The following is a 24,917-nucleotide window of genomic DNA, read 5'->3' as shown; positions in this document are numbered from 1 at the left end:
TTTATTCCTCCTTCTGGCCCTTCAGGAAATAGATCGTATCCAGCTCAAAGGTTTCCGCGGCCGCCTTCACGTCTTCGATCCGGATCGCTTCCACCTGCTGCAGCAGCTCGGCGCGCGACCGGTCCTTGCCGGAAAATTGGCGGTTGAAATCGTAGGCGATCATCTCGAAGGCGGAATCGTCGATCTCCAGCAGAAGGTTGCGGATCATCGCTTTGGTTTGGGACATTTCCAATTCGGTGATTTTGCCTGCGCGCATATCTTCCAGCTGCATTTTAATGATCTCCAGCGCCTTTTCGTAATTTTGAATCTCGATGCCGGACTGGATGGTTCCGATGCCTTTGTGCCCGTCGTAACGGGAGGACGCATAATACGCCAGGCTCGCTTTTTCCCGGACGTTCATAAACAGCTTGGAGTGCGGATACCCGCCCAAAATCCCGTTGTACATCAGCGCGGCGGCGTATTGGTCGTCGGCGTATGTAACGGACGTGCGGAGCCCCATGTTCAGTTTGCCTTGGCTGACTTCCATTTTTTCGACGACCGTGCGGACTTCGTCGGCTTTGCGGACCGACTTCTCCTGTTTATAGGACGCCTCGGCGGCAGCGCTCAAATCGAAGTGTTTGCCGATCAGCTTTTCGACTTCTTCAAGCGACGTGTCTCCCACGACGTACAGATCCAAGCTGGCGTGATCCAGCCATTGGCGGTACGCATCGTAAAGGCTTTGCGGCGTAATGCCTTCCAAATCCTTGCGTTGTCCGAGCGGATGGAGACGGTAAGGCTCGTTCCGGCACATTTCTTCGATGCAGCGTTCCGACGCGTACCGGATTTTGTCGTTGACGATCGCTTCCATCTTTTTGCGCACGTTTTCTTTCTCGGCCTGCACGTAGCTGCCGCGGAAACGCCCTTCTTCCAGCACGGGGCGCGTCACCACTTCCCCCAGAAAAGCGAAGGAGGATTCCAGCAGGCTTTCCTGGCTTTTCACGAACGAATCGTTAATCGTGTCCATGCGGAACTGGACGATCTGATAATTTCCTCTTTTATATACGTCAAAACCGAAACCGGCACCGTACATTTGCTCCAGCTGTTCGCGGATTTGCCGCGTTTCCGGGCAGGAAGCGGTTCCCCGTCTCAGCACGAACGGAGTCAAGGCCGTTCCCGTTACCGTCTCCTCCGCGAGCGGGATGCCCGCGTAAAGCGAGATGGCGAACGTTTTAAAGCGTTTCGACGGCAAAACGTGAATCCGCATTCTGCCTGCGTTTCCATGTTGGAATGCTGTTTTATTCAAGGTCCAAAACTCCTTTAGCCATGAATTTGTCTGTCGATACGAATATGAATATGTTCCATTCTATACCATCCCAAAGTGAAGAAGCAACCGAAGACAAACCCTCCGGTTGCTGTTTTCTGGGCGGCAAAACGGCCTACATGCAGAAGATATGTTGTCCGATGGTTTTAACCTGCGGACGGGACCAGATCCACTTCGAGGTCGCTGTCTTCGGGTTGAAATAATACAGGCATCCCCCCGTCGGATCCCATCCGTTCAAGGCCTGCTGGACTGCTTTGCGCGCCACTTCGTTCGGCGTGAGCCAAATTTGTCCGTCGGCTACCGCCGTAAACGCGCCGGGCTGGAAGATGACGCCGTGCACGGTATTCGGGAAGCTCGGGGACTTCACGCGGTTCAAAATGACCGCCGCGACCGCCACTTGCCCTTCGAAAGGTTCGCCCCGGGATTCGCCGTACACCGCGTTGGCCATGATCTTCAGGTCGTTTTCGGACAATCCCATCGTGTTGGCGGAAGCGAGAGGTTCGGATTTGTTGCCGCCGGTGTCGTTTGCGGGCGCTTGGCTTTTACCGGCAGCCGTTTCGGACGGTCTCCAATCTTTCGTCGCATTGTACAGCTTCAGCTTCGTTTTGGCGCCGACCGTGCCGTCGACCTCCATGCCGAATTCGGATTGGAACCATTTGACGGATTTTAACGTCGCCCAGCCGAACTGGCCGTCGATTTTGCCGTTATAGAAACCGAGAAATTTCAAGCGTCCCTGCAGCTCGTAAATATCCTGGCCGGAGGATCCGTATTTCAGCACCGTCGTTCCGAACGTAGGTACCGCCTCTTCGGGAACGGGTTTCGTTTTATCGGATGCGGCCCGGTCCCCCATCAGAGGCTGCGCCCCGGCAATAACCGCCGCTGACAAAAGGACCAGAAGTCCTGACATGATCCACAATTTCTTTTTTTTCATTTCGCAGCTCTACCTTTCTCTTGTGAGTTTGACTAGGATGGCTACGGTTATTATGACAAGAGCCACCATGAACTATGCACATTACAAAAGAAAGGATGTAAACCGTCAGGGCATTTACGTTCAAGCCGTTCCAACGCAAAAAGGCGGCCGGCAATACATTGGAATGTACTGCGGCCGCCAATCGGTTTTACTTAAGGCCATTCGCGTTTGCTTTTTTGGTTACGTGACGGGTTCCCCGGGTCTGTTCAAAACGTTATCCTCAAGAACCAGAAATTTGTCGCCGTATTCGCGAATAATATGCTGTTCCCCCCAAGAGCATAGGGAATCCAATATGTTTTTCAAGCTCCAGCCGTATTCGGTGAGCTCGTATTCGACTTTTGGCGGGACCTGATTATATACGATGCGGTTCACGATCCCGTCCTCCTCCAGTTCCCGGAGCTGTTGGGTCAGCATTTTTTGGGTGATGCCCGGCATGAGCCTGCGCAGATCGCTCGTACGCTTCTTGCCGTGAGTCAAATGGCATAAAATGACGCATTTCCACTTCCCCCCGATGACTTCGAGCGTTGCTTCCACGGAAATGTTGTATTTTTTCATAAGGTCCTCCCTCCGTTTCATCATGGGAACTTTTTAGTACCTATAGCACTTTGAAGTACGTACTGTTCAAATGATCACTGCCGATTCATAATAGCATATACCGGCCGGGATGACTAGAACAGGAGTGAAAAGAATGCCACAAGAAAACAAAAAAAGCATATTTGCGCTTCTGGCTTTAGCCATCAGCGCATTTGCCATCGGAACGACTGAATTCATCAGCGTAGGCCTGCCTGCTGCCCTTGATTGCGGAGGATCTGCATATTTCGCTTACGCTGACCGGTTTGACCGTAACGTTGTATGCCCTCGGAGTCACCTTCGGCGCGCCGGTGCTGACTTCGATGACCATAAAGATGTCGCGCAAAAAGCTTTTGATCGGTATCATGCTCGTGTTTATCGCGGGCAACAGCATGGCCGCGCTGGCAAACGGAATCGTCATGCTGCTGGCGGGGCGGATCATCTCCGCGCTGGCCCATGGCGTGTTCATGTCCATCGGCACGACGATCGCCGCCGACATCGTTCCGGAAAATCGCCGCGCCAGCGCGATTGCCATTCTTTTTTCCGGCTTGACCATCGCCACCGTCACCGGCGTGCCGCTCGGGACGTTTCTCGGCCAGCAGCTGGGATGGCGGGCCGCGTTCATCTCCATCGCCGCGGTCGGCTTGGTCGCGTTGCTCGCTAACCTCGTGCTGGTCCCTTCGCATCTTCGGAAGGGCGTCAAGACGCCGGTCCGCGAGCAGCTCAAACTGTTTGCCAACGGAAGATTGCTGCTGGCTTTTCTGATTACGGCCCTGGGATACGGGGGGACTTTTGCGGTCTTCACTTATTTATCCCCACTGCTTCACCAAATAACAGGGTTCGCGGAATCCACGACGGCGCTCATTCTGCTGGTGTACGGCATCGCCATCGCCATCGGCAACATGGTCGGCGGGAAAGCGGCCAACCGCAATCCGTTGTCGGCGCTGCTTGTCATGTTTATTCTGCAGGCTGCGGTTCTGCTGCTGCTTACCTTTACGGCGCCGTTCAAAATCGCGGCGTTGATCACCGTCTTCCTGATGGGCCTGCTTGCATTCATGAACGTACCCGGCTTGCAGTCATATGTGCTGACGCTTGCCGAACGGTATGTGCCGAAAGCGGTGGACGTCGCCTCGGCGATCAATATCGCCGCGTTTAACGCCGGAATCGCGCTTGGCGCTTATTTGGGCGGACGGGTAACGGATTCGCTCGGCCTTGTCCATACGGGCTGGGTCGGTGCCGTGATGGTTGCGGCCGCCGTTATTCTTACCGGATGGAGTTATATTTTGCAAAGAAAAGAAACAAGCGTTTCAACGCACAATAATGAAAGATCAATTCGAGGAGGAACACATGATGACATTGCATCTGCAAAGCACGACAAAGCTTGCTAACGGAGTAGACATGCCTTGGCTTGGCCTCGGCGTATTTAAAGTGGAGGAAGGCGCGGATCTGATCGCGGCGGTAAAAGCCGCCATCAAACACGGATACCGCAGCATCGACACGGCGGCCATTTACGGGAACGAAAGCGGCGTCGGCCAAGCCATCCGCGAAGCATTGGCGGAAAACGGGATCGCCAGGGAAGAACTGTTCGTAACCTCCAAGGTATGGAATCAGGACCAAGGCTACGACGAAACGTTGGCTGCCTTTGACGCAAGCTTGTCCAAACTCGGTCTGGACGTGCTTGACCTGTACCTTATTCACTGGCCGGTTGCAGGCAAGTATAAAGACACGTGGAGAGCTCTGGAAAAGCTGTATAAGGACGGGCGCGTCCGGGCGATCGGCGTCAGCAACTTTCATGTTCACCATCTGCAGGATCTGCTGTCCACCGCAGAAATCAAGCCGATGGTCGACCAGGTGGAATTCCATCCTTACCTGGCCCAAAACGAGCTGTTGACCTTTACGAAAGAGCAGGGCATCCAGCTCGAAGCCTGGTCGCCGCTCATGCAGGGCGAACTGTTAAACCAGCCGGTGCTTCAAGAGATTGCCGCGAAGCATAACAAATCCGTCGCTCAAACGATATTGCGCTGGGACCTGCAAAAAGGCGTCGTAACGATTCCGAAATCGATCAAGGAACATCGCATCATCGAAAATGCTTCGATTTTCGACTTTGAGCTTTCGCCTGAGGATATGGAAAAAATCGACGCCCTGAACCAAAACCGCCGGGTCGGCCCGGACCCGGACAACTTCGATTTTTAAGCCCAAAAGGGATGATGGATCGGGTACTGTATAAAAAGAAAAAACGTGCTGCCGCGGTATGAAACCGCAGCGGCACGTTTTTTTTGTTTACGGAAGACTCGCCGGCTCTTTATGAACTGATCCGGTTTTGCTGCTGATACTGCTCCAGCGACACGAGGACCTCGCGTGGTTTGCTTCCTTCGTAAGGGCCGATAATGCCCCGGGCTTCCATGGAATCGATCAAGCGGGCCGCACGCGTATACCCGACCCTCATTCTGCGCTGCAGCAGCGATACCGAAGCCTGCTTGGCCTCGAGCACGATTTGCACCGCCTGATCGTACAGCTCGTCCAGCTCTTCGTCCGCTTCGGGCTGCGACTCATCCACTTCGGGGACGATCGATTCGTCGTACTGGGCTTCGCCCTGCTCGCGCACGTAATTGACGATCGTTTCCACTTCCTGGTCGGTCATAAAAGCGCCTTGGACGCGAATCGGTTTCGAAGACCCCATCGGCATGAACAGCATATCGCCCCGGCCCAGCAGCTTTTCCGCCCCGGCCATGTCGAGGATCGTCCGCGAATCCACCTGGGAAGAAACGCCGAAGGCAATCCGCGAAGGAATGTTGGCCTTGATGACCCCCGTGATGACGTCCACCGAAGGCCGCTGGGTGGCGATGATCAGGTGGATGCCGGCGGCGCGCGCCATTTGCGCAAGCCTTGTGATCGCTTCTTCGACGTCATGCGCCGCCACCATCATAAGGTCCGCGAGCTCGTCCACGATGACCACGATGTAAGGAAGCACGGCTGGCAAGTTGTCTTTCATCAGATTGTTGTAACCTTCGATGTTCCGGGTGCCGGATTTGGAAAACAGCTCATACCGTTTTTCCATTTCGACGACGATTTTTTTCAGGGCGAGCGAAGCCCGCTTCGGATCCGTCACCACCGGAGCCATCAAATGCGGGATGCCGTTATATACGTTCAGTTCGACCATCTTCGGATCGACCATCAGGAATTTGACCTCATCCGGTTTGGCTTTATACAAAATGCTCGTAATAATGCCGTTGATGCAAACCGATTTCCCCGAGCCGGTCGCGCCCGCGACCAGCAAATGGGGCATTTTCGCAAGATTGCCGACGATCGTCTGCCCGGAAATGTCCCTGCCGAACGCAATGGACAGCTTGGACTGGGCGTCCTGGAACACCGGCGTTTCCATGACTTCCCGCATCGTGACCAGAGACACCTCGTTATTCGGCACCTCGATGCCGATGGCCGATTTGCCCGGAATCGGCGCTTCCATCCGAATGTCCTTCGCCGCCAGCGCCAGCGCGATATCGTCGGTCAGGCTGACGATCCGGCTGACCTTGACGCCGATATCCGGCTGGATCTCGTAACGCGTCACCGCCGGGCCGCGCACGACTTCAAGCACCTTGGCCCGAACGCCGAAGCTCTCGAGCGTCGCCTCCAGCTTGCGGGCCGTTTGCATATAGTCGTTCTGGTCCCCGGCTTTGCCGCCGTTATGCGGTTTGGCCAACAAACGGAACGGCGGAAGCTTGTACGGCTTCGGCGGCGGGGCGGGCGGTTTCGTCTCAAGCGGTTCTGCCGCCTCTTCACCGGCCGGCCCTTGGCCATGTTCCTCTGCGGCTTCCCCGCCCGTTTCAGGGGAAGATGGGATCGGCTGCAGGCCTTCATGTCCGCTTTCGTCCGAAACGGCTTGTACGCCGCCGTCCGGCACGGGTTCATGTTCCTCCCAATCCTCTTCCTCCAAGCTCCCTTCGGATTTCACCTGCTCGAAGAAGTCGCGGATGATGGGCGATGACGTTTCCGCTTCTCCGCGATTCCACGGTTCGGGCTCCGCATCGATTCCGCCATACTCCGGCACATCATCGTAAATCGGCTTTGCCGCGCGGCTGGAATGCCTGCCTACAGGCTCCAATATGTCGCTTCCGTCCAGATCCTCGTCCGGTTCCGGAGCCGCCCCCTCTGCAGCAGGTTTGCCGATTTTGTTGCCAAAAAGCTGGAAAAACACCGGCGCGGACCTCTTCGGCTTCGGCTCGACGAAATCGTCGAGATCGTCCTCCTCATCCTCATCCGGCAGCGGGGCATGCCCCCGTTTTCGCGACGGTTTGGCGGAAGACGCGACGGCTTGCGGTTTTTGTGCCGCTATCCGTTTTTGCACGTTGCTTCCCGCTTGAACCATTCGTTTGCGCAAGATCCGCATCAGGTCGACGTACGACAGGTTCGTGATCAGCATGAAGCTGATAATGAACATGACGATGAGCATCAGCTTCGTTCCCGTATTGCCGAACAGCCAAAACAAAACGGCGTATTGGAGCGCACCGGCGTACCCTCCGCTAATATCCTTGTTCAGCATGGAACGTTCTTTGGAGCCTGCGGACGACAACAGCGAGCCGTCCAAATCATTATGTATTTGGGCAATGATATGTCCGGCGCTCAGGCCGGGAACATGGGACAGCTTCTTCTCGAGCGAGGCGACGCTGCTCATGAGCGTCAACGCCAGCACAAGCAAAACGATCCCGCTTTTGCGGGTGCTCCACCGGTTGGGCCATTTTCGCTGAATCATGACGCTGAGCCCCACATAAATGCCGATTAAAGGAATGACAAAATAAAACCGTCCAAGCACTAGGCCGAACATTTTAGATAAAGACCACCCTACCGCCGCTTCGCCGGACAGGGCAATGACGGATAGGGTGATCAATATGATGCCGTATATTTCGTATTTCAGAACATTGGTCAGCAAGGCCTTCTTCTTTTTTCTCCGTTTAGCCAAGAAATGTCACCCCCGGAACCCCATTATACCATATAATCCCGGTGGGCACCTATGTTCTGTTTTTCGCAAATTTCGCTTTATGTTGCCGGGACATAACGGATAATCTGTCCGGGGGAATATGACGGATTCAAATAGGAATCCAGCGGCCCGTCCAACAAACGGACGATTTGCACCTGGTTATGATCCAACGGCTTGACTTCCATCAAAATCCCTTTAAACCGCACTTCCGTCGTCGTCGTTTCTTCCCCTTGCTTTTCCCAAACGGCTTCCAGCGGCATGACGGTATGGAGCGTCATTGCGTGATCCCCTCCGTTTCGCCGGCCCGCTTGCGTTCGTCGATCAACTGGTTCAGCTTCATGATCGCTTGCCCGATGCCGCCGACCTCGTCCATCAAACCGTATTTCACCGCATCGATCCCGCCGACCGGCGTCCCGACGTCCCGGTTCAGCTCGCCGGTGCGGAACATGAGCTCCTTGAATTGCGATTCCGTGATCCGCGAATGGGACGTAACGAACCGAACGACGCGCTCCTGCATTTTTTCCATGTATTCGAACGTTTGCGGGACGCCGATGACCAGTCCGTTCAAGCGGATCGGGTGAATCGTCATCGTCGCGCTTTCGGCGATGATCGAATACGTGGACGATACGGCGATCGGAACGCCGATGCTGTGTCCTCCGCCGACCACGACCGTCACCGTCGGTTTGGTCAGCGAGGCGATCATTTCGGCGATGGCCAGCCCGGCTTCGACGTCGCCGCCGACCGTATTCAAAATAATGAGGAGCCCGTCGATGTTTTTGTTTTGCTCGGCCGCGACGAGCGTAGGGATGATATGCTCGTATTTCGTCGTTTTATTTTGCGGCGGAAGAACCATATGTCCCTCGATCTGACCGATGATGGTCAAGCAAAATATGTTGGATTCGTTTGCGGTAGGCACATTCATCTGGCCAAGCTGCTGCACGGCCTCAATTGCTGCTTTCGTTGGGTTTTCCGGCTGCTGCTCCGGCGCGGCCGGTTCCTCCATACGGTAATGACCTGTTTCATTCGCCATGTTTTTATTCCCCATCCTTTCACGTCAAAGGTGCGTTCATTCTGTTTAGCATGGCGGGCCGAACCCGGGTATTATTCCTTTTTGCCCCTGAAAAATAAAACGGCACCCTGCTCCCGTTCCGCCAAACGTCAAAAAAAGACACCCGCCGGAACGGGTGCTTTCTCCCTGGAACCTTAATGAAGCTGCTGCTGTTCGGAAATTTCGCTGAGCGCTTCTCCCGCTTCATTGATATGAATGTTGATGGTAGCCAGATCGCCGATGGCGCAAATGCCGACGATTTCCCCGTTTTCGACGACCGGGATGCGGCGGATTTGGTGATCGGCCATCATGCGTGCGCATTCATGGGCGTCGGTATCGGGAGAACAGGTCACGACGTCTTTCGTCATGCACTCGTGGCAGTGTACGCTGTCCGGATCTTTGCCTGCGGCCACGCATTTCAGCACGATGTCGCGGTCGGTGATCATGCCTACGATTTTTTTGCCTTCGCATACCGGAAGCGATCCGCAATTGATATCGCGCATCATTTTTGCGGCGGCAGTTGCCGTATCATGCGGAGCGCATGTTTGAACATTCGTTGTCATACATTCGCGAACTAAAGTCATTGTTATTGATCCTCCTCATGGGAATTCCCCCGTATTGTTCCCCATGTGGAATCCCGGTTATTCAAAAGACGAAGCAAAAAAGCGCAGCTTCCGGTTGATCGGAAAACTGCGCTTTGATTATCGGTGTTTTTCCTATGGCATGCAGGAGAAGCCTCGTCCATAACTTAGCCTGCATATGAGGAAAACAGATGAGTGAATGTGGCCAATATGGGGTCAAGTGACGAACACGGTAAAAGATAGTGCTGGTATATCAAGCATTTGCCACTTCATGTTTGCAACATTACACTTCCATAATGATCGGCAAGATCATAGGTCTGCGGCGGGTCTGTTCGTACAGGAACCGTCCCAGCGCATCCTTGACTCCCGTTTTGAGGGAAGCCCACTCGTTCACATTCTCGCTCATCAGCTTCTGCAGCGTGCTCGAGACGATCCGGTTCGCTTCGTCAAGCAAGCCTTCGGATTCGCGTACATACACGAAACCTCTGGAAATAATGTCCGGTCCGGACATGATCGTGCCGTCCTGTTTGCTGAGCGTAACCACAACGACCAGAATGCCGTCCTGGGAAAGCAGCTTGCGGTCCCGCAGGACGATGTTGCCTACGTCGCCGACGCCCAGTCCGTCGATGAGCACGTTGCCGGCCGTGACTTTACCGGCTTTGCGCGCCATGCCGTTCTGAATTTCCACCACTTCACCGATATCGATGATAAAGATGTTGTCGGGATCGACTCCCACCGATTCCGCCAGGAGCGCATGCTTGCGCTGCATTCTGTACTCCCCGTGGATCGGAAGGAAAAATTTCGGTTTCATCAGGTTCAGCATCAGCTTCAATTCTTCCTGGCTGCCGTGTCCGGAAACGTGAACGCCCGAGTTCGAGCCGCTGTAAATGACCTCGGCGCCTAAACGGAAGAGTTCGTCGATCGTCCGGCCGACGTATTTCTCGTTGCCAGGAACCGGCGTTGCAGCGATGATAACGGTATCACCCGGCAAAATATCGACCTTGCGATGGGTAGAACGGGCCATGCGGGTCAGCGCCGACATCGGTTCGCCTTGGCTGCCCGTGCACAATACGACGACGCGGTCGGCGGCCATCTTGTTCACTTCTTCCGGTTCGATCAGCATGCCGTCCGGCATGTGGAGATAGCCGAGCTCGGCGGCGATCGACACGACGTTGACCATGCTTCGTCCGATCACCGTAATTTTGCGGCCCGTCGATTCCGCGGCGTTGACGACCTGCTGGATCCGGTGAACGTTGGATGCAAACGTGGCGATCACGACGCGTTGGGACGCTTTCCGGAAAATATCCTCCAGCACGAGGCCGACGTTTTTCTCCGATGGCGTAAAGCCCGGTTTTTCGGCATTGGTGCTGTCGGACAGCAGCGCGAGAACGCCTTCTTCGCCAATGGCAGCCATCCGCTGCAGGTTGGCATACTGGCCGTTTACCGGCGTATGGTCGAATTTAAAGTCGCCCGTATGAACGACATTGCCCTCCGGCGTCGCGATGCAAATGCCGACGGAATCCGGAATGCTGTGGTTCGTTCTGAAGAACGTCGCTTTCAGCGTTGAGCCGAGCTGCACCACCGAATCCTCATGGATCAGAATCCGTTTCGTTTCGCCGAGCAGATTGGCTTCCTTCAGCTTGTTCTCGACGAGTCCGAGCGTCAGCTTCGTTCCGTATACCGGAACATTCAAATGTTTGAGGACGTAAGGCAAACCGCCGATGTGATCCTCGTGTCCGTGAGTGAGCAAAATGCCTCTCACTTTGTCGCGGTTTTCCGTCAAGTAGCTGATATCGGGGATGACGATATCGATGCCAAGCATGTCCTCTTCGGGAAATTTCAAGCCTGCATCAACAACAACGATATCATTCGCGTATTGAATGACATACATGTTTTTCCCGATTTCACCGACGCCGCCCAATGCAAATATCGTCAATTTATCGTTATTATTTTTTTTAGACAAATGAATCTAAACCTCCTATGGTGTTGGACGTCGTACCATTTTATAGTATTTTAATTTCAAAAATATACCGCACCCAGTCACTTGACCTCATTATACATGATAAAAAACGCAAAACACAAGTCACCCTCCACGTAAGTGTTAACGTTCCCCAAAAATAAAGCCTCTATTTGCTACAAAAAACAGCGCCCGAACGGGCGCTGTCATCGTTTTTTTCGTAATGTTGACGTCGATAAAAATCAAGCCTGCAAAGAAGCTACAAGATCGCGGAGAAACGCGGCTTCGGATTCGCTGGGGTCGACGAGCGGCAAACGTACGCCGCCAACGGGACGGCCGAGCAGATTCAGGGCATATTTCAATGCAGAAGGATTCGGCACGGGATGCGGGCATTCGAAAAGCCCCTTGAAAACAGGGAACAACTTCTGATGCAGCTTCGCCGCTTCGGCTGCCTCTCCGTTCAAATACGCTTGAATCATGTCCTTCATGGATGCGCCGATCAAATGGCTGGCCACGCTCACAATCCCGTAAGCGCCAACCGCGATGGCCGGCAGCGTCACGGAATCGTCGCCCGAATAAACCTTGAAATGTTCGGGGGCGGCCGAGGCGATGAGCGTCACCTGCTCAAGAGAGGCGCATTCTTTCGTGCCGACGACGTTAGGAATCTGGGCGAGGCGGAGGGTCGTCTCGACCGAAAGGCTCGTTACGGTTCGTCCCGGCACATTGTAAAGAATGACCGGCAGGTTCGTGCCGCGAGCGATGGCCTCGAAATGGCGGTACAACCCTTCCTGGTTCGGCTTGTTGTAATAAGGCACGACCAGCAGCGCCGCGTCAACGCCCAATTTTTCGGCCTTCCGGGTCAGCTGGACGGAATGCTCCGTGTTGTTGCTGCCCGTCCCGGCGATGATTTTGCAGCGCCCTTTGGCATGCTCCACCGCGAAAGCAAACAGCTCCAGCTTCTCTTCATCGCTTAACGTCGGGGACTCGCCCGTCGTGCCGCAGATGACGAGGGAATCCGATTTTTGCTCTTCGATCAAATATTCAATCATGTTTGACGTTTCCGACCAGTTGATGTTTCCCTGCTCGTCAAACGGCGTGATCATGGCCGTTATCAATCTTCCGAAATCCACTTGTATAACCTCCTCAAACGATGGAACGCGCTCTTGCAAGCCGTTTTTTATGAGATTTCCAATGAATATGCAGGCTAGGCGGCTCTGCGGTATGGAAGATCCGTTGATCAAAACGTTTCTCCCTTAACCGCTAAGCCGCTTCTTAAGTAAAAGTTATCTATGAAGTTCGAATTTGGTATGAAGAGCACGCAATGCCTGCACCATGTCTTCTTTTTTCACGAGCACCCAGATGGTCGTGTTCGAATCGGCCGATTGCAGGATTTGAATGTTCTGTTCGCTTAACGATTCGACGATTTTGGCCATGATTCCCGGAACCCCGTTGATTCCCCCGCCGATGACCGAAACTTTGGCACAGCCGGACAACGCCTTGGGCTCGAATCCAAGCTCCCGGAGAACCGTCAACGCCCGATCCGAATCGAAGTCAAACACCGTATAGACCGCACCGGTTGGGGTAACATTAATAAAGTCCACGCTGATGGAATTTTCCGCCATCGCTTTAAATACCTGAAGCTGAAGATTATGGCCTCCGCCTTCGCAATCGACCGTAATTTGCGTCACGTTGCTTACATAGGCGATCCCGGTCACGTAACGGTCCATAAAGCCCAGCTGAACGTCCTTGAAGCCCTCCGGCTGGGTCACCAGCGTCCCTTCATCCTCGGAAAACGTAGACCGCACCCGAACGGGGATATGGGCCTGCATGGCGATTTCAACGGCCCGGGGGTGAATCACTTTGGCGCCGTACTGCGCCATGTTGCAAATTTCAGCGTAGCTTACGACGGGCAGCGGTTTGGCGTCTTCGACGATTCTCGGGTCCGCAGTCAAAATGCCATTGACGTCCGTATAGATGTCAACGATTTCCGCATGAAGCGCAGCGCCGAGGGCCGTAGCCGAAGTATCGCTTCCGCCTCTCCCCAGGGTCGTAAAGTCGCCGGACTCCGCCTGTCCCTGAAAACCGGTCACGATAACCACCTGATGCGTCTCCAGTTCGGAAATCACCCGGTCCGGACGCACGTCCTTGATCCGGGCATTGCCGAATTGATCGTCCGTGACGAATCCGGCCTGCGCCCCCGTCAGCACGGTTGCGCGAATGCCTTCGGACTCCAACAGGCTGCAAAGCGTAGCCGCGGAGATGATTTCACCGCAGCACAGCAGTAAATCCCTTTCGCGCGCAGGCAGCGCATCGCCATTCTGGGCAACCCAGTCAAGGAGCGTGTCCGTAGCGTAAGGCTCACCTCGGCGTCCCATTGCGGACACAACGACAACGAGCTGGTATCCAGCATTCAGCTCGCGTTTGACGTGGCCAATGACAAGCTCTCTTGCCTGCGGCGTCGACAGCGACGTACCGCCAAATTTTTGTACTAAAATACTCATTTCCATTCCTCCATACGACTAAGAACGCGCGGAACGTTTGGCTGCAGTAATCTCGTTTTTCGGACAGCACGGTTTAGAGCCGCACCCTCACGGAATTATCGTTGCATCGATTGGAGGTTTGTTGCCCGCGACAAGATCACGGCGCAAACGCCCTGCAAAAACGTCCGGCTTCCTGCGGCATGGGTCGCAGGCGGATAAGGGCAGGAAGCGGGGCGGCTGCGCGTGCCAAATTCCCGGCGCTTCCTCCAAAATTACGCGTCTTCAAGTTCATAGTCTCTCTCAAGTTCGACAATTGCAGATTTTATGTGACCGCAAACGACAGGAATGCGGGCACAAGCGGCCGTTGCATGGACGGATCCGCCTTGCTGATTCAGCGCCCGGATCGCCATGCGGCAGCCTTCGAATTAAAATGGTGAAGCCATACAGGATGTTCGGCCGTTTAGGCCGAGAACACCCGTTGAAGGATCATGGGCTGAAGCTGTTTTCCTTCCAGCGCTGCGTAGCAGGCTTCGGGAATCAAATCCATCTGGGCCACAAGCGAATTCGGCTTTTGAAAAGGATTATCCTGGCCAAACGGAACAAAATAGATGTTTTTCGTAATTAAAAGCTTGGCGATGTTGGACGCATTCAGTCCAAGCCCGTCATTTGTCGAAATCGCGAGCACAAGCGGTCGCTGGTTCCTCATCTGGGCCTTGGCGGCCATAAGCACCGGACTGTCCGTCATCGCGTTTGCCAGCTTGCTCGTCGTGTTTCCGGTGCAAGGGGCGATGACCAGCACATCCAGCAATTTGGACGGCCCCAGCGGCTCCGCTTCGACAATCGTAGTAATGATGTCATTGCCCGTAATGTCTTTTAATTGCTGAAGCCAATTTTGAGCCGTTCCGAAACGTGTATCCGTTACCTGCACCGAACCCGACGCGATCGGCACCACGTTCGCGCCGGCTTCCACGAACCGCTTCACCTGCGGCATGATTTCCTCAAGCGTGCAGTGTGATCCCGTAACTGCATAACCTACCGTTTTACCCTGCCAATTCATTGTCCATCCCCCCGAGTCTTGAACTCATCCGAAATCAACTGTACCAACGTGTTCGCGATAATCGAACCAGCCGTTTTGGGAGCTACGATTCCAGGGAGCCCGGGGGCAAGCAGCGCCTTGATCCCCCGCTTCTCCGCATACCGGAAATCGCATCCTCCGGGAGCGGAAGCAAGGTCAATAATGACGGCGCTTTGGGGCATTCTAGACAGGATTTGTGCTGTGACTATCATAGTCGGAATCGTATTAAAAATCAAGTCGATGTTGCGCACGTGATCCGCCAAATCCCTTGTCAGAAAAGGCTCCCAGCCCATCACCTCCGCCCGGGCGACGTCCTTTTCGCTGCGGACTCCCACTTTCACTTTCGCTCCCAGACCCTGCAGGCTTTTCGCCATCGTAAACCCGGTCCTGCCCAGTCCAAGCACCATGCAGTTCGATCCATGTATCGTAAAATCCGTATTCTGAATAGCCATCACCAGAGCGCCTTCGGATGTCGGAATGGAATTGCTGATCGCGACCTCATCCCGGTCCAGCAGCTCGATCAACTTGATCTCGTGATGAGCGCACAAGCTTCGCAGATAAGGTTTGGCCATGCCGGTGTATACTTTGCACCCTCTGCGGAGCGCGGCCATATGCTCATCCTGCAGCTTTAGCGACTCGTTCGAGAACTGCGTATGGATGATGCCGTTGTCATCACAGCCCACGACAGGAAGGACCAGCACATCCGCAGCAGCGAGCAGCTCAGCCGTCAGATGATCCCTGGTCACTCCCTGGAGTTTTTCCTTCAGATTGTCAAAACCGACGACGCTGACGGTGGCATCCATCTCCGAACATTTGCGGATCACCTCGATCTGCCGCGCATCCCCGCCAAGGAATACGATTTGGACTCCTGTCAGCATAAGGATGTCACTCCTTTCAAAAAACACTGTTATGGAACATCTTATGCCGAAGCCTATCATTCGGTGAGAACGCGGAGGAAATAACCCCGAAACCCGGGGCGGTTGCAGTGCTTTGGCCTTTTGGTCAGCGGTTTTCGGAGGGACCCTAAAACGGGATTGAACGCAAAAAAATCCGCCGTCACTTCGCTTTCGGCGAACATGCGGCGGATCTTGGTTTGTTATTTGCCCGTGTGGCCGAATCCTCCGGCACCGCGAACGGTCTCGGACAAACGTTCCACTTGTTCGAGACGGATCGGCGGAACCTCCTGGAATACCATTTGGGCAATCCGTTCGTTCCGGGCGATTTCAAAAGGCTCCTGTCCCAAGTTAATGAGCAGCACCTTCACTTCCCCGCGGTAATCCGCGTCGATCGTTCCCGGCGTATTGAGGCAAGTGATGCCGTGTTTCAAGGCGAGTCCGCTGCGCGGACGGATTTGGGCTTCCAGCCCTTCCGGCATCGCTAAGGCAAATCCTGTCGGAATCAGCTTGCGCTCCCCCGGATGGAGCACGACAGGTTCCTCGACGGCGGCATGCAGGTCGTAACCTGAAGCGCCCGAGGACATTTTTTCCGGAAGTTTCACGTCGTCATGTCCCGGAAGCTTATGAATTTGAACGTAATGCAACCAAATCATCCCTTCTTAATCCGGCGATAGCTTTGTCCGATGCTCCGACCATGGCCAGCGCAAAAGGCACGCCGAACATTCTGTCCAGCACGTCGTCGATATCCTTCATGCCGACATGCTCTATTTTATCAATCATTTCGTCCAGGGAATAGTGCTTGCCCAGCATCAATTCGTTTTTGCCGAGACGGTTCATCCGGCTGCCCGTTCCCTCCAGGCTCAAAATCAGGCTGCCCTTCAGCTGTTCCTTGCCTTTCCGGAGCTCGTCTTCCGTAATGCCGTTTTGCGCAACGTCCGCAAGCACCTCTTTGGTCAGATCAAGCACGTCCTTGGTCTGTTTCGGCGCGGTGCCCGCATATACCGTAAACAAGCCGCTGTCCTCATTGGAGCTGTGGTACGAATAAACGGAATAAGCCAGGCCCCGCTTTTCGCGGATTTCCTGGAACAGCCTCGAGCTCATGCCCCCGCCGATCGTATTGTTCAGCAAAATCATTGCGTACTGCAGCGGGTCATGGATCGAACATCCCGGCAGCGACAGGCAGATGTGGTTCTGCTCGGTTTTCTTTTTATGGAACAAAACATCACTGTGGAACCCCGGTGACGCAATTTCCTTCACCCGGCGTTTGTTCCCGAAATGGCCAAAATGGCGCTCCAGCAGCTCCACGACGCCGTCATCGATGTTGCCGGCCACGCTGATGACCGTATTTTCGACCGTGTAATGCTCCTCCATGTACGCCCGCAGCTCCGCCGGTCCCATCGGGTCAAGCTGCTGCTTCGTGCCCAAAATCGGATAAGCCAGCGGATGTTCCCCGTAAACGGCTTTTGCCATCAAATCATGCACCAGATCGTCCGGCGTGTCTTCGTACATCGAAATTTCCTCAAGAATGACGTTTTTCTCCTTGGCCAGTTCGCCTTCATCCAAAACCGACCGGAAAAACATGTCCGAAAGGACGTCCACGGCGATCGGCAAATGCTCATCCAGCACTTTGGCGTAATAACATGTATACTCCTTCGACGTAAACGCGTTAACGTTGCCGCCGATGGCATCGAATTGCTCCGCTATGTCTTTGGCGTCGAAACGCTCCGTCCCTTTAAAGAGCATATGCTCGATAAAATGCGATACGCCGTTATTATCGGGTGTTTCATGACGCGAACCCGTTTTTACCCAGATCCCGAAAGAAACCGACCGACAGGTCGGGATTTTCTCCATGACTACTCTGAGGCCGTTGGTAAGCTTTATTTTTTTCACGCGGCTAGGCCCTCCTAAAATAATATCAATCACTGCCTTCAACGCATCCCCTATCCTACCAAAAAACAACGCCCCGCTCAACCGCTTTGCGGAACAATGCGTTCGGGCGAAAGCGTCTGGCTCACCGTTCCCGGGATCAGCCCCTTGGCTTTGATGCCCCGGATCATCCCCCGGAGCGCCTTGGACGACGAAGACGTCGGATGCATCAAAATAAGGGATCCTGCCTCCGCTTTCTTCGATATTTTGCTTACGACCGATTCCGGGGAAGGATTTCTCCAGTCGACCGTATCGAGCGTCCATAGGACGGTCTTCAGGCCGAGGCCTGCGGCGATACGCACCGTTTGCTGATTAAAATCCCCCGACGGCGGGGCAAACCATTTATTGTCGACGCCCAGGGTTTCCTTCAGGAGCTTTTGCGTTTTGCTGATCTCCATCGTGGCCCGGTATTCGCTCAGCTGCCTCATGTTCGGATGGGTGTACGCATGGTTTTCAAGCTCGTGTCCGCGTTTTTGGATTTCCTTGGCCAGCTCGGGATTTTTTTTCAGCCAGCTTCCATCAAAAAAGAAGGTAGCCTTTACCTTCTCCTCGTCTAAAATATCCAGCATCGGCACGATAAATTCATTCCCCCAAGCCACATTGATCATAAGCGCGACCATCGGCTTGTTCGGATTTCCCCGGTAAATCGGCTCCGCCCCCAAATCGTCCAGGCTGACCTTCGGAGGGATTTGGCGATACACGTATGTAAACGGCTTGGACGCCCCCGCCGCCTTTGCCTGCTTATAGGTTGCATCCACATCGATTTCTATTCCATTATAACCGGGAATCGCCTTCCATACACGGTCCACAACCGCGTCGACGGGCTGGATCCTCGTCTGCTCCCGCTTTTCCAGAAGCTCTTTGTAGAGCGGATCCTGCGCCTGATCTGCCGCCGGGGCCCCCGTCGCACGAACCTCCGCCGCCTGATGCCTGGCTTCCCTGATATATTCGCCGACGACGTCGGTCTGCGCGACCCCTACGACGACGGCAAAACAGGCCATCAATACCGCGCCCTTTCTTCCATTCATTCCCCCGCTCATCTCCCTTACCCGCTTTGTCCCATCATATGAGCAAGTCCAGCGGATTATGAATGGAGGAAAAGAAGACCCGGGCCCTTCCATCCCCGAAAAAAAAAAAAGAGCCAGAAGTGGTTACGTTCTGCCTCTTTCGCAAGACCTTCCAGGTCTCTTTTAGATTGTTAAGCTTTTTGCGGTTTGGATTCCGCAGTCAAAACTGCCTTGCGGGACAGGTTAATCCGGCCCTGCTGGTCGATCTCCGTCACTTTCACGGTAATCGAATCCCCGATCGCCACGACGTCTTCAACCTTCGCTACGCGTTCGGTGGACAATTGGGAAATGTGAACGAGACCTTCCTTGTTCGGCAAAATTTCCACGAATGCCCCGAATTTCTCGATCCGTTTGACGGTGCCGACGTAAATTTCGCCGACCTGTACCTCGCGGACGATGCCTTCGATGATGGAACGCGCTTTTTGGTTCATTTCTTCGTTCGACGAAGCGATGAATACGCGGCCATCCTGCTCGATATCGATTTTCACGCCGGTTTCTTCGATGATTTTGTTGATGATTTTGCCGCCTGCGCCGATGACGTCGCGGATTTTGTCCGGATTGATGTTCATGACGATAATTTTAGGCGCATATGGGGACAGCGTTTCCCTTGGCTTCTGGATCGCTTCCATCATTTTGCTAAGGATGAACATCCGGCCTTCTCTTGCCTGCTTCAAAGCGTCCTGCAAAATCTGGCGGTCGATGCCGTCGATTTTAATGTCCATTTGGATGGCTGTAACGCCTTCCGCGGTTCCGGCCACTTTGAAGTCCATATCGCCCAGATGGTCTTCCATGCCTTGGATATCGGTCAAAATGGAGACATGTTCCCCGTCTTTGATCAGACCCATGGCCACCCCGGCAACCGGCGCTTTAATCGGCACGCCCGCGTCCATCATGGCCAGCGTGCTTGCGCAAATGCTTGCCTGGGAAGTGGAGCCGTTGGATTCCAGCACCTCGGACACAAGACGGATCGTGTACGGAAACTCGGTTTCGGAAGGAATGACCTTCGACAGCGCTCTTTCGCCAAGCGCGCCATGGCCGATTTCACGGCGTCCCGGAGCGCGGAGCGGGCGGGCTTCGCCTACGCTGAACGGCGGGAAGTTGTAATGGTGCATAAAGCGTTTCGATTCCTGCAGGTCGATGCCGTCCAGGATTTGCACGTCGCCGAGCGCACCAAGCGTACATACGCTAAGCGCCTGCGTTTGACCCCGGGTAAACAGGCCCGTTCCGTGCGTGCGAGGCAAAATGCCCGTATCGCATTCAATCGGACGGATTTCATCCAGCTTGCGGCCGTCAGGACGAACCTTATCATGCGTGATCAGGCGTCTGACTTCTTCCTTGACGATATCGTGCAACACTTCTTTGACGTCGCTCAAAAGCTCAGGCGTCTCTATGTATTGCTGTTCAAAGTATGCCACCGTTTCATCGTTAATGGCGTCAATCGCATCTTGGCGGGCATGCTTCTCGGCAATGCGAACGGCTTCGACCAAACGGGCTGCCGCATATTCGCGGACCTGCTTGTTGACTTCGGCGTCCACCGTGTGCAGCTTGACTTCCATCTTCGGCTTGCCGGCTTTGGCGACCAGTTCCTCGATGACCTCGACGATTTTTTTGATTTCCTCATGACCGAACATGATCGCTTCGAGCATGACTTCTTCAGGCACTTCGTTGGCTTCGGCTTCCACCATCATAATGGCGTCTTTGGTGCCCGACACGACCACGTAAATATCGCTGATTTCCTGCTGGGCGATCGTCGGGTTGATAATGAACTCCCCGTCCACGCGGCCAACGATAACTCCGCCGATCGGTCCGTTAAACGGAACGTCGGAAATGCTCAGCGCGGCCGAGGTACCGATCATCGCGGCGATTTCCGGAGAGCAGTCCTGATCGACGCTCATGACGAGATTAAGGACTTGTACATCATTACGGAATCCTTCAGGGAACAGCGGACGGATCGGACGGTCCGTAAGACGGCTGGCAAGAATCGCCTTTTCGCTCGGACGCCCTTCGCGTTTGATAAAACCTCCCGGAATTTTGCCGACGGCATACAATCTTTCCTCATAGTTTACGGTCAGCGGAAAAAAATCCAAATCTTTAGGTTCACTGGAAGCAGTCACAGTACAAAGCACGGCGGTTTCCCCATAACGGACCATCACTGCGGCATTGGCCTGTTTGGCGAGTCGACCGGTTTCCAAAACGAGGGGTCTTCCGCCCAACTGCATTTCGACACGACTTTCCATGAAATCCCTCCTTTTCAATACACATTATTCCCAGGTTTGGGTCAATTCATATAAGGCCTGCATAAAAAGCAACCCGGTTGCTCCGCTGTCACTCCGAAAAGGACAACGGTGAACAACCAGGCTGCTTTAAGTAGACCATACGGATATTAACGACGCAATCCGAGTTTTTCAATCAGCGCGCTGTAACGTTTAACATCTTTGTTTTTCAAGTATGCCAACAGCTTACGGCGTTGACCGACCATTTTCAGCAGTCCGCGGCGGGAATGATGATCTTTCTTGTGCGTGCGCAAGTGATCAGTCAGGTTCGTAATGTTCTCCGTAAGGATAGCAATTTGCACCTCTGGGGATCCTGTATCGGATTCATGAGTTTTGTGCTCTTCGATCAGTTGTTGTTTGCGTTCTTGAGTCAATGCCATCCTGTTCACCTCCTTAAGTAAATAATCGCCGTTAGCCTCGTTACCGTCGGTGAGATCGTGTAACCAAGCCAAGGTTATTGCCGCTGTTCCCAGCGACGTTTATCAGTATAACATACATGGGCGGCAAAAGTAAATGTTCTCCATGTCCGATTATTTGGACAGGCTCAAAATCTTTCCGGCCGTTTCGGCGTCGGACCGGATTTGAGCGATCAGCTCCTGGATGGAAGGGAATTTCCGTTCCGGCCGGATATAGGACACCAGATCTACGATCATCTGCTCGCCGTAGATGTCCCGGTCAAAATCCAGGAGATGAACCTCAAAGCTTGGCGCGGCAACGTTCTCTTGGAACGTCGGTTTGACTCCCAAATTCATCACGCCGGGGATCCACTCGCCTTCAATGAACGAACGGACCGCGTACACGCCTTTGGCCGGCACGACGTATTGGTCGAGCAGGCGCAAATTGGCCGTCGCAAATCCGATCGTCCGGCCCCGCTTGTCCCCGTCGATGACGACGCCCCGCAGCCGGTACGGCCTCCCGAGCAGCCGGTTCGCTTGTTCCAGATCTCCGCCGTGCAGCGCTTTACGGATCTCCGAGCTGCTCACCTTCCCGCCTCCTTGCTCGAAAGGCGGAATGATCTCGACGCTCATTTTTCCTTGCCCGAGCTCGCGCAGCATTTCCGCGTCCCCCGCGCCTTTGTGGCCGAACCGGAAATCGAAGCCGACGATCGCCGTCCGCACCCCGAGCGACAACAACATGCCCTCGGCGAATTCCTGCGGGCTCAGCTTGGAGAAGGCTTCGCTGAACTCCACGACGTACAAGACATCCACGCCCAGCCCTGCGAGCAGTTCCTGCTTTTCCGGCAGCGGCGTCAAACTGCCCTCGTAGTTGCCTTTTTTCATGACGTCCTTCGGATGGGGATGAAAAGTCATGACCGCGCTCGGAACGCCCTCCTGCCGTGCCAACCGGACGGCGGAACCGATCACGCTTGCATGCCCCTGGTGCACGCCGTCGAACTGTCCGATCGCCACGATTTGCGGGCCCGCATGCTCCCGGAGGATGCCGGCGGACAAGGGATAGGTTAAATGTATAGTCTTCACAGCGTTCTCACCTGCAATTCGATTAGAAATATCCGTTACAGCCGCTTATGCCTCCGGCAAAAACACCTTTACCGGGGCAATGGCGCCTGATTCTTCCTGCTTTTCAAAGATCCCGAGAAAAACGCCTGCGCTGTCGTACAGACGAATGCAGCCGGAAGTCCGCACTTCCGGGGAAACGGCCCTGCCGGAGAGCCTCTGGCCCTGCAGCGCCGCGGCAGCCTTGTCGTCCGCTACGGTGTGCGCCGGCAAATGTCTGACGGCATGGTCGATCTGAATCAGATGTTCCTGCAGACTTCCCTCCTGCATCAGGCGCTCCACCTCTTCCAGCGTCAAGCATGCCGAGGCGGGAATTCCCGCGGACATCGTTCTCGTCAGCCGAACCATCGTCGCAGGCAAACCAAGCGCCTTGCCGATATCCACGCAAAGCGTACGGATATACGTTCCTTTGGAGCAAAGCGCCCTGAAGGAAATATCGAGATACGGCCCCTGCCATTCATGGCCTTTCATTTCAATTTCGTAAATGGTCACTTCCCGGCTTTTGCGCTCCACCGTTTTGCCTTCGCGCGCCAGTTCGTAAAGCCTTTTGCCGTCGACTTTAACGGCGGAATACATGGGCGGAACCTGGGAGATGGTTCCCCGAAACGACCGCAGCACGTTCTCCGCCTCCTCCGGCGTGACCGTGACCCGGTCGACCTTTTCCGTCACGTTGCCGGTCAGGTCTTCGGTGTCGGTGGCCAGTCCCAGCCTTAACGTCGCTTCGTATTCCTTCGGAAGCTCCTGCATGTATTCGACCACTCTTGTCGCCCTGCCGAGGCAGAGCGGGAGTACGCCCGTCACTTCCGGATCGAGCGTGCCGGTATGGCCGATCCGCTTCATCTTCAAAATGCGCCGCGTCTTCGCTACGACATCATGGGAAGTCATCCCTGCCGGCTTGTGAACGGCCAATATGCCTTCAAGATTCATAACAATGATTTCACCCGTTCTATTACCTGTTCAATGGAGCTCTCCAGGGAAGCTTCTAGCCTGCAGCCTGCGGCGCGAACATGGCCTCCGCCCCCGAAGCTTTGGGCCAGCGCGGCAACGTCGACTTTTCCTGCCGAACGAAGACTGACTTTCACGGCCTGGTCATGGATCACTTTAAATAAAATGCCGACTTCGACCCCCTGAATGTTCCGCGGATAGTTGACGATCCCTTCCAAATCTTCGTTTGCCGCTCCCGCTTCCTTCATATGTTCCGGAGTAACGTAAACCCAGCAAATTTTCCCGTCGGGCGTCATCTCCATCGTGCTGAGCGCCTTCACAAGCACTTTCATTTGCGGCAGCGTCATCGATTCCAACAAGGTTTCGCATAATTCGGGCCCGTTTACGCCGTAGCCGAGCAGTTCCGAAGCAATGCTCATCACCCGCGGCGACGTATTGGAGTAACGAAATCCGCCCGTATCCGTCAAAAGTCCGGTATAGATGGCGGATGCGATATCGGTCGTCCACTTGAATCCGAAAGCGTCGATGAGGTCATGCAATATCTCGGCAGTCGCGGCGGCATCCGGTTTCACGAGAGCCGCGCTCCCGTAACCGTTGTTGGTCGGATGGTGGTCAATATTCAGGATCAAAGCATCTTCTTCAAAATATCGGGCCGTCTGTCCCACCCTGGCAAAATCGGCGCAGTCCACGCAAACGACATGCTTGAAGGTACGGTCAAGCGGCTGCTCCTCCATGTTCACGATTTGGTCTGCCAGCAGCAAGAAACGCATCCGCTCCGGGATCGGGCCCTCATTGATCAGAGTGAATTTTTTGCCCAGACATGAGAGAAGCCAGCCCACGGCTACGGTGGAACTGACTGCATCTCCATCTGGCTGAATATGCGACACTACTAAATAATCATCATGCTCCAGCAGAAACTGCTTCGCCTGCTCAAGCGACTGTTCATAGGTCTGCATAGCCTTCTCCTTTAAACTGTATTAGTTCGAATCGTTTTTGCTGATCTCTCCCAGCAGCTTTTCGATATGGCTGCCGTAAGCAATGGATTCATCGAACTTGAAAATAAGCTCGGGAATGTGACGAAGGCGAATCCGCTTGCCGAGCTCGGAGCGGAGAAAACCGTTGGCTTTCTCCAGAGCTTTCAGCGAGTTTTCTTTCTGTTCTTCGTCTCCCAGCACGCTGAGGTAAACCTTCGCTTGGGATAAATCATTGGTTACGTCCACGCCGGTCACGGTCAGGAAACCGATGCGGGGGTCTTTCAATTCACTTTGGATGAGCTGGCTCAGTTCCTTTTTGATCTGTTCTCCAACCCGTCCTACACGTATTTTGGCCATAGCTGTTCA

At 54.5% G+C, this 24,917-nt stretch carries 22 protein-coding genes and 1 pseudogene; 2 read left to right on the top strand and 21 right to left on the bottom strand.

The features are described 5' to 3' along the window. Position 1: 1 nt before the first annotated feature. The 3 genes from yfmF to NYE48_RS09750 form a co-directional block, all read right to left on the bottom strand. Positions 2-1,282, bottom strand: a complete 1,281-nt coding sequence (yfmF, locus tag NYE48_RS09760) for an EF-P 5-aminopentanol modification-associated protein YfmF (RefSeq protein ID WP_340998288.1) — start codon at positions 1,280-1,282, stop codon at positions 2-4. Positions 1,283-1,415: 133 nt separating this feature from the next. Beyond that, entirely contained in the window at positions 1,416-2,231 is an 816-nt protein-coding gene (gene sleB, locus NYE48_RS09755) for a spore cortex-lytic enzyme (RefSeq protein ID WP_340998287.1), read from the bottom strand. A 219-nt stretch (positions 2,232-2,450) separates the two neighbouring features. Further along, a complete protein-coding gene (locus NYE48_RS09750; RefSeq protein WP_281422498.1) occupies positions 2,451-2,825 on the bottom strand; it encodes a winged helix-turn-helix transcriptional regulator in 375 nt (124 codons plus the stop codon). 133 nt (positions 2,826-2,958) lie between these two features. Between NYE48_RS09750 and NYE48_RS09745 the strand changes: the two are divergent. Further along, positions 2,959-4,228 (top strand): annotated as a pseudogene (locus tag NYE48_RS09745) (MFS transporter). Continuing rightward, positions 4,191-5,033: an aldo/keto reductase gene (locus tag NYE48_RS09740; protein WP_212948977.1), complete on the top strand. Its 843-nt coding sequence runs from the start codon at positions 4,191-4,193 to the stop codon at positions 5,031-5,033. The pseudogene NYE48_RS09745 and the gene NYE48_RS09740 overlap by 38 nt, the downstream one beginning before the upstream one ends. Positions 5,034-5,142: 109 nt before the next feature. Here the strand turns inward: NYE48_RS09740 and NYE48_RS09735 are convergent, their stop codons facing one another. The 18 genes from NYE48_RS09735 to rbfA all read right to left on the bottom strand — a co-directional run bounded on the left by NYE48_RS09735 (position 5,143) and on the right by rbfA (position 24,908). Further along, entirely contained in the window at positions 5,143-7,797 is a 2,655-nt protein-coding gene (locus NYE48_RS09735; RefSeq protein WP_340998283.1) for an FtsK/SpoIIIE family DNA translocase, read from the bottom strand. Positions 7,798-7,874: 77 nt separating this feature from the next. Beyond that, entirely contained in the window at positions 7,875-8,093 is a 219-nt protein-coding gene (locus NYE48_RS09730; RefSeq protein ID WP_036707005.1) for a YlzJ-like family protein, read from the bottom strand. Next, positions 8,090-8,845 carry a ClpP family protease gene (locus NYE48_RS09725; RefSeq protein WP_036707004.1) on the bottom strand — a complete coding sequence of 252 codons (756 nt, stop codon included), beginning with the start codon at positions 8,843-8,845 and terminating at the stop codon, positions 8,090-8,092. The genes NYE48_RS09730 and NYE48_RS09725 overlap by 4 nt, the downstream gene beginning before the upstream one ends. A 173-nt stretch (positions 8,846-9,018) precedes the next feature. Further along, positions 9,019-9,447, bottom strand: a complete 429-nt coding sequence (locus tag NYE48_RS09720; RefSeq protein WP_036707002.1) for a CBS domain-containing protein — start codon at positions 9,445-9,447, stop codon at positions 9,019-9,021. A 280-nt stretch (positions 9,448-9,727) separates the two neighbouring features. Then, positions 9,728-11,407, bottom strand: a complete 1,680-nt coding sequence (locus NYE48_RS09715; protein WP_340998281.1) for a ribonuclease J — start codon at positions 11,405-11,407, stop codon at positions 9,728-9,730. A 236-nt stretch (positions 11,408-11,643) separates the two neighbouring features. Continuing rightward, on the bottom strand, positions 11,644-12,531 hold the full coding sequence (dapA, locus tag NYE48_RS09710) for a 4-hydroxy-tetrahydrodipicolinate synthase (protein WP_340998279.1): 888 nt from the start codon (positions 12,529-12,531) through the stop codon (positions 11,644-11,646). Between the two features lie 153 nt (positions 12,532-12,684). Next, the gene (dapG, locus tag NYE48_RS09705; protein ID WP_212948971.1) at positions 12,685-13,902 is read right to left on the bottom strand and encodes an aspartate kinase; all 1,218 of its coding nucleotides are present in this window, start codon (positions 13,900-13,902) and stop codon (positions 12,685-12,687) included. Positions 13,903-14,341: 439 nt separating this feature from the next. Further along, on the bottom strand, positions 14,342-14,938 hold the full coding sequence (locus tag NYE48_RS09700; RefSeq protein ID WP_036706994.1) for a dipicolinate synthase subunit B: 597 nt from the start codon (positions 14,936-14,938) through the stop codon (positions 14,342-14,344). Next, positions 14,935-15,834, bottom strand: coding sequence for a dipicolinate synthase subunit DpsA (gene dpsA / locus NYE48_RS09695; protein ID WP_212948968.1), 900 nt, complete (start codon positions 15,832-15,834; stop codon positions 14,935-14,937). The genes NYE48_RS09700 and dpsA overlap by 4 nt, the downstream gene beginning before the upstream one ends. A gap of 218 nt (positions 15,835-16,052) precedes the next feature. Next, entirely contained in the window at positions 16,053-16,505 is a 453-nt protein-coding gene (gene dut, locus NYE48_RS09690) for a dUTP diphosphatase (protein ID WP_212948966.1), read from the bottom strand. Further along, positions 16,474-17,703, bottom strand: a complete 1,230-nt coding sequence (locus NYE48_RS09685) for a M16 family metallopeptidase (protein ID WP_373316216.1) — start codon at positions 17,701-17,703, stop codon at positions 16,474-16,476. The genes dut and NYE48_RS09685 overlap by 32 nt, the downstream gene beginning before the upstream one ends. A gap of 116 nt (positions 17,704-17,819) precedes the next feature. Further along, a complete protein-coding gene (locus tag NYE48_RS09680; protein ID WP_340998275.1) occupies positions 17,820-18,806 on the bottom strand; it encodes a polysaccharide deacetylase family protein in 987 nt (328 codons plus the stop codon). Between the two features lie 170 nt (positions 18,807-18,976). Continuing rightward, positions 18,977-21,082 carry a polyribonucleotide nucleotidyltransferase gene (gene pnp / locus NYE48_RS09675; RefSeq protein WP_212948960.1) on the bottom strand — a complete coding sequence of 702 codons (2,106 nt, stop codon included), beginning with the start codon at positions 21,080-21,082 and terminating at the stop codon, positions 18,977-18,979. Between the two features lie 146 nt (positions 21,083-21,228). Then, the gene (gene rpsO, locus NYE48_RS09670) at positions 21,229-21,498 is read right to left on the bottom strand and encodes a 30S ribosomal protein S15 (RefSeq protein ID WP_036706983.1); all 270 of its coding nucleotides are present in this window, start codon (positions 21,496-21,498) and stop codon (positions 21,229-21,231) included. A gap of 150 nt (positions 21,499-21,648) precedes the next feature. Beyond that, positions 21,649-22,596, bottom strand: coding sequence for a bifunctional riboflavin kinase/FAD synthetase (locus NYE48_RS09665; protein WP_340998273.1), 948 nt, complete (start codon positions 22,594-22,596; stop codon positions 21,649-21,651). A 45-nt stretch (positions 22,597-22,641) separates the two neighbouring features. Beyond that, entirely contained in the window at positions 22,642-23,559 is a 918-nt protein-coding gene (truB, locus tag NYE48_RS09660; protein ID WP_340998272.1) for a tRNA pseudouridine(55) synthase TruB, read from the bottom strand. Further along, positions 23,556-24,533 (bottom strand): DHH family phosphoesterase, encoded by a 978-nt coding sequence (locus NYE48_RS09655; RefSeq protein ID WP_340998271.1) that lies wholly within the window; start codon positions 24,531-24,533, stop codon positions 23,556-23,558. Before NYE48_RS09655 ends, truB begins: the two co-directional genes overlap by 4 nt. 21 nt (positions 24,534-24,554) lie before the next feature. Further along, positions 24,555-24,908: a 30S ribosome-binding factor RbfA gene (rbfA, locus tag NYE48_RS09650; protein WP_036706978.1), complete on the bottom strand. Its 354-nt coding sequence runs from the start codon at positions 24,906-24,908 to the stop codon at positions 24,555-24,557. Positions 24,909-24,917 lie beyond the last annotated feature (9 nt).

The sequence above is a fragment of the Paenibacillus sp. FSL M7-1455 genome (assembly GCF_038004655.1).
Classification (GTDB): domain Bacteria; phylum Bacillota; class Bacilli; order Paenibacillales; family Paenibacillaceae; genus Paenibacillus_AQ; species Paenibacillus_AQ cookii.
Note: the sequence above shows the minus strand (reverse complement) of the source record. Positions and strands in the feature narration are given on the sequence as shown.

What these genes read in the sequence shown, in the direction of transcription:
- sleB (WP_340998287.1), bottom strand. Translation starts at nt 2,231, where the DNA reads ATGAAAAAAAAGAAATTGTGGATCATGTCAGGACTTCTGGTCCTTTTG.
- NYE48_RS09750 (WP_281422498.1), bottom strand. Translation starts at nt 2,825, where the DNA reads ATGAAAAAATACAACATTTCCGTGGAAGCAACGCTCGAAGTCATCGGG.
- NYE48_RS09740 (WP_212948977.1), top strand. Translation starts at nt 4,191, where the DNA reads ATGACATTGCATCTGCAAAGCACGACAAAGCTTGCTAACGGAGTAGAC.
- NYE48_RS09730 (WP_036707005.1), bottom strand. Translation starts at nt 8,093, where the DNA reads ATGACGCTCCATACCGTCATGCCGCTGGAAGCCGTTTGGGAAAAGCAA.
- NYE48_RS09725 (WP_036707004.1), bottom strand. Translation starts at nt 8,845, where the DNA reads ATGGCGAATGAAACAGGTCATTACCGTATGGAGGAACCGGCCGCGCCG.
- NYE48_RS09720 (WP_036707002.1), bottom strand. Translation starts at nt 9,447, where the DNA reads ATGACTTTAGTTCGCGAATGTATGACAACGAATGTTCAAACATGCGCT.
- dapG (WP_212948971.1), bottom strand. Translation starts at nt 13,902, where the DNA reads ATGAGTATTTTAGTACAAAAATTTGGCGGTACGTCGCTGTCGACGCCG.
- NYE48_RS09700 (WP_036706994.1), bottom strand. Translation starts at nt 14,938, where the DNA reads ATGAATTGGCAGGGTAAAACGGTAGGTTATGCAGTTACGGGATCACAC.
- dpsA (WP_212948968.1), bottom strand. Translation starts at nt 15,834, where the DNA reads ATGCTGACAGGAGTCCAAATCGTATTCCTTGGCGGGGATGCGCGGCAG.
- dut (WP_212948966.1), bottom strand. Translation starts at nt 16,505, where the DNA reads ATGATTTGGTTGCATTACGTTCAAATTCATAAGCTTCCGGGACATGAC.
- NYE48_RS09685 (WP_373316216.1), bottom strand. Translation starts at nt 17,703, where the DNA reads ATGGAGAAAATCCCGACCTGTCGGTCGGTTTCTTTCGGGATCTGGGTA.
- NYE48_RS09680 (WP_340998275.1), bottom strand. Translation starts at nt 18,806, where the DNA reads ATGAATGGAAGAAAGGGCGCGGTATTGATGGCCTGTTTTGCCGTCGTC.
- pnp (WP_212948960.1), bottom strand. Translation starts at nt 21,082, where the DNA reads ATGGAAAGTCGTGTCGAAATGCAGTTGGGCGGAAGACCCCTCGTTTTG.
- rpsO (WP_036706983.1), bottom strand. Translation starts at nt 21,498, where the DNA reads ATGGCATTGACTCAAGAACGCAAACAACAACTGATCGAAGAGCACAAA.
- truB (WP_340998272.1), bottom strand. Translation starts at nt 23,559, where the DNA reads ATGAATCTTGAAGGCATATTGGCCGTTCACAAGCCGGCAGGGATGACT.
- NYE48_RS09655 (WP_340998271.1), bottom strand. Translation starts at nt 24,533, where the DNA reads ATGCAGACCTATGAACAGTCGCTTGAGCAGGCGAAGCAGTTTCTGCTG.
- rbfA (WP_036706978.1), bottom strand. Translation starts at nt 24,908, where the DNA reads ATGGCCAAAATACGTGTAGGACGGGTTGGAGAACAGATCAAAAAGGAA.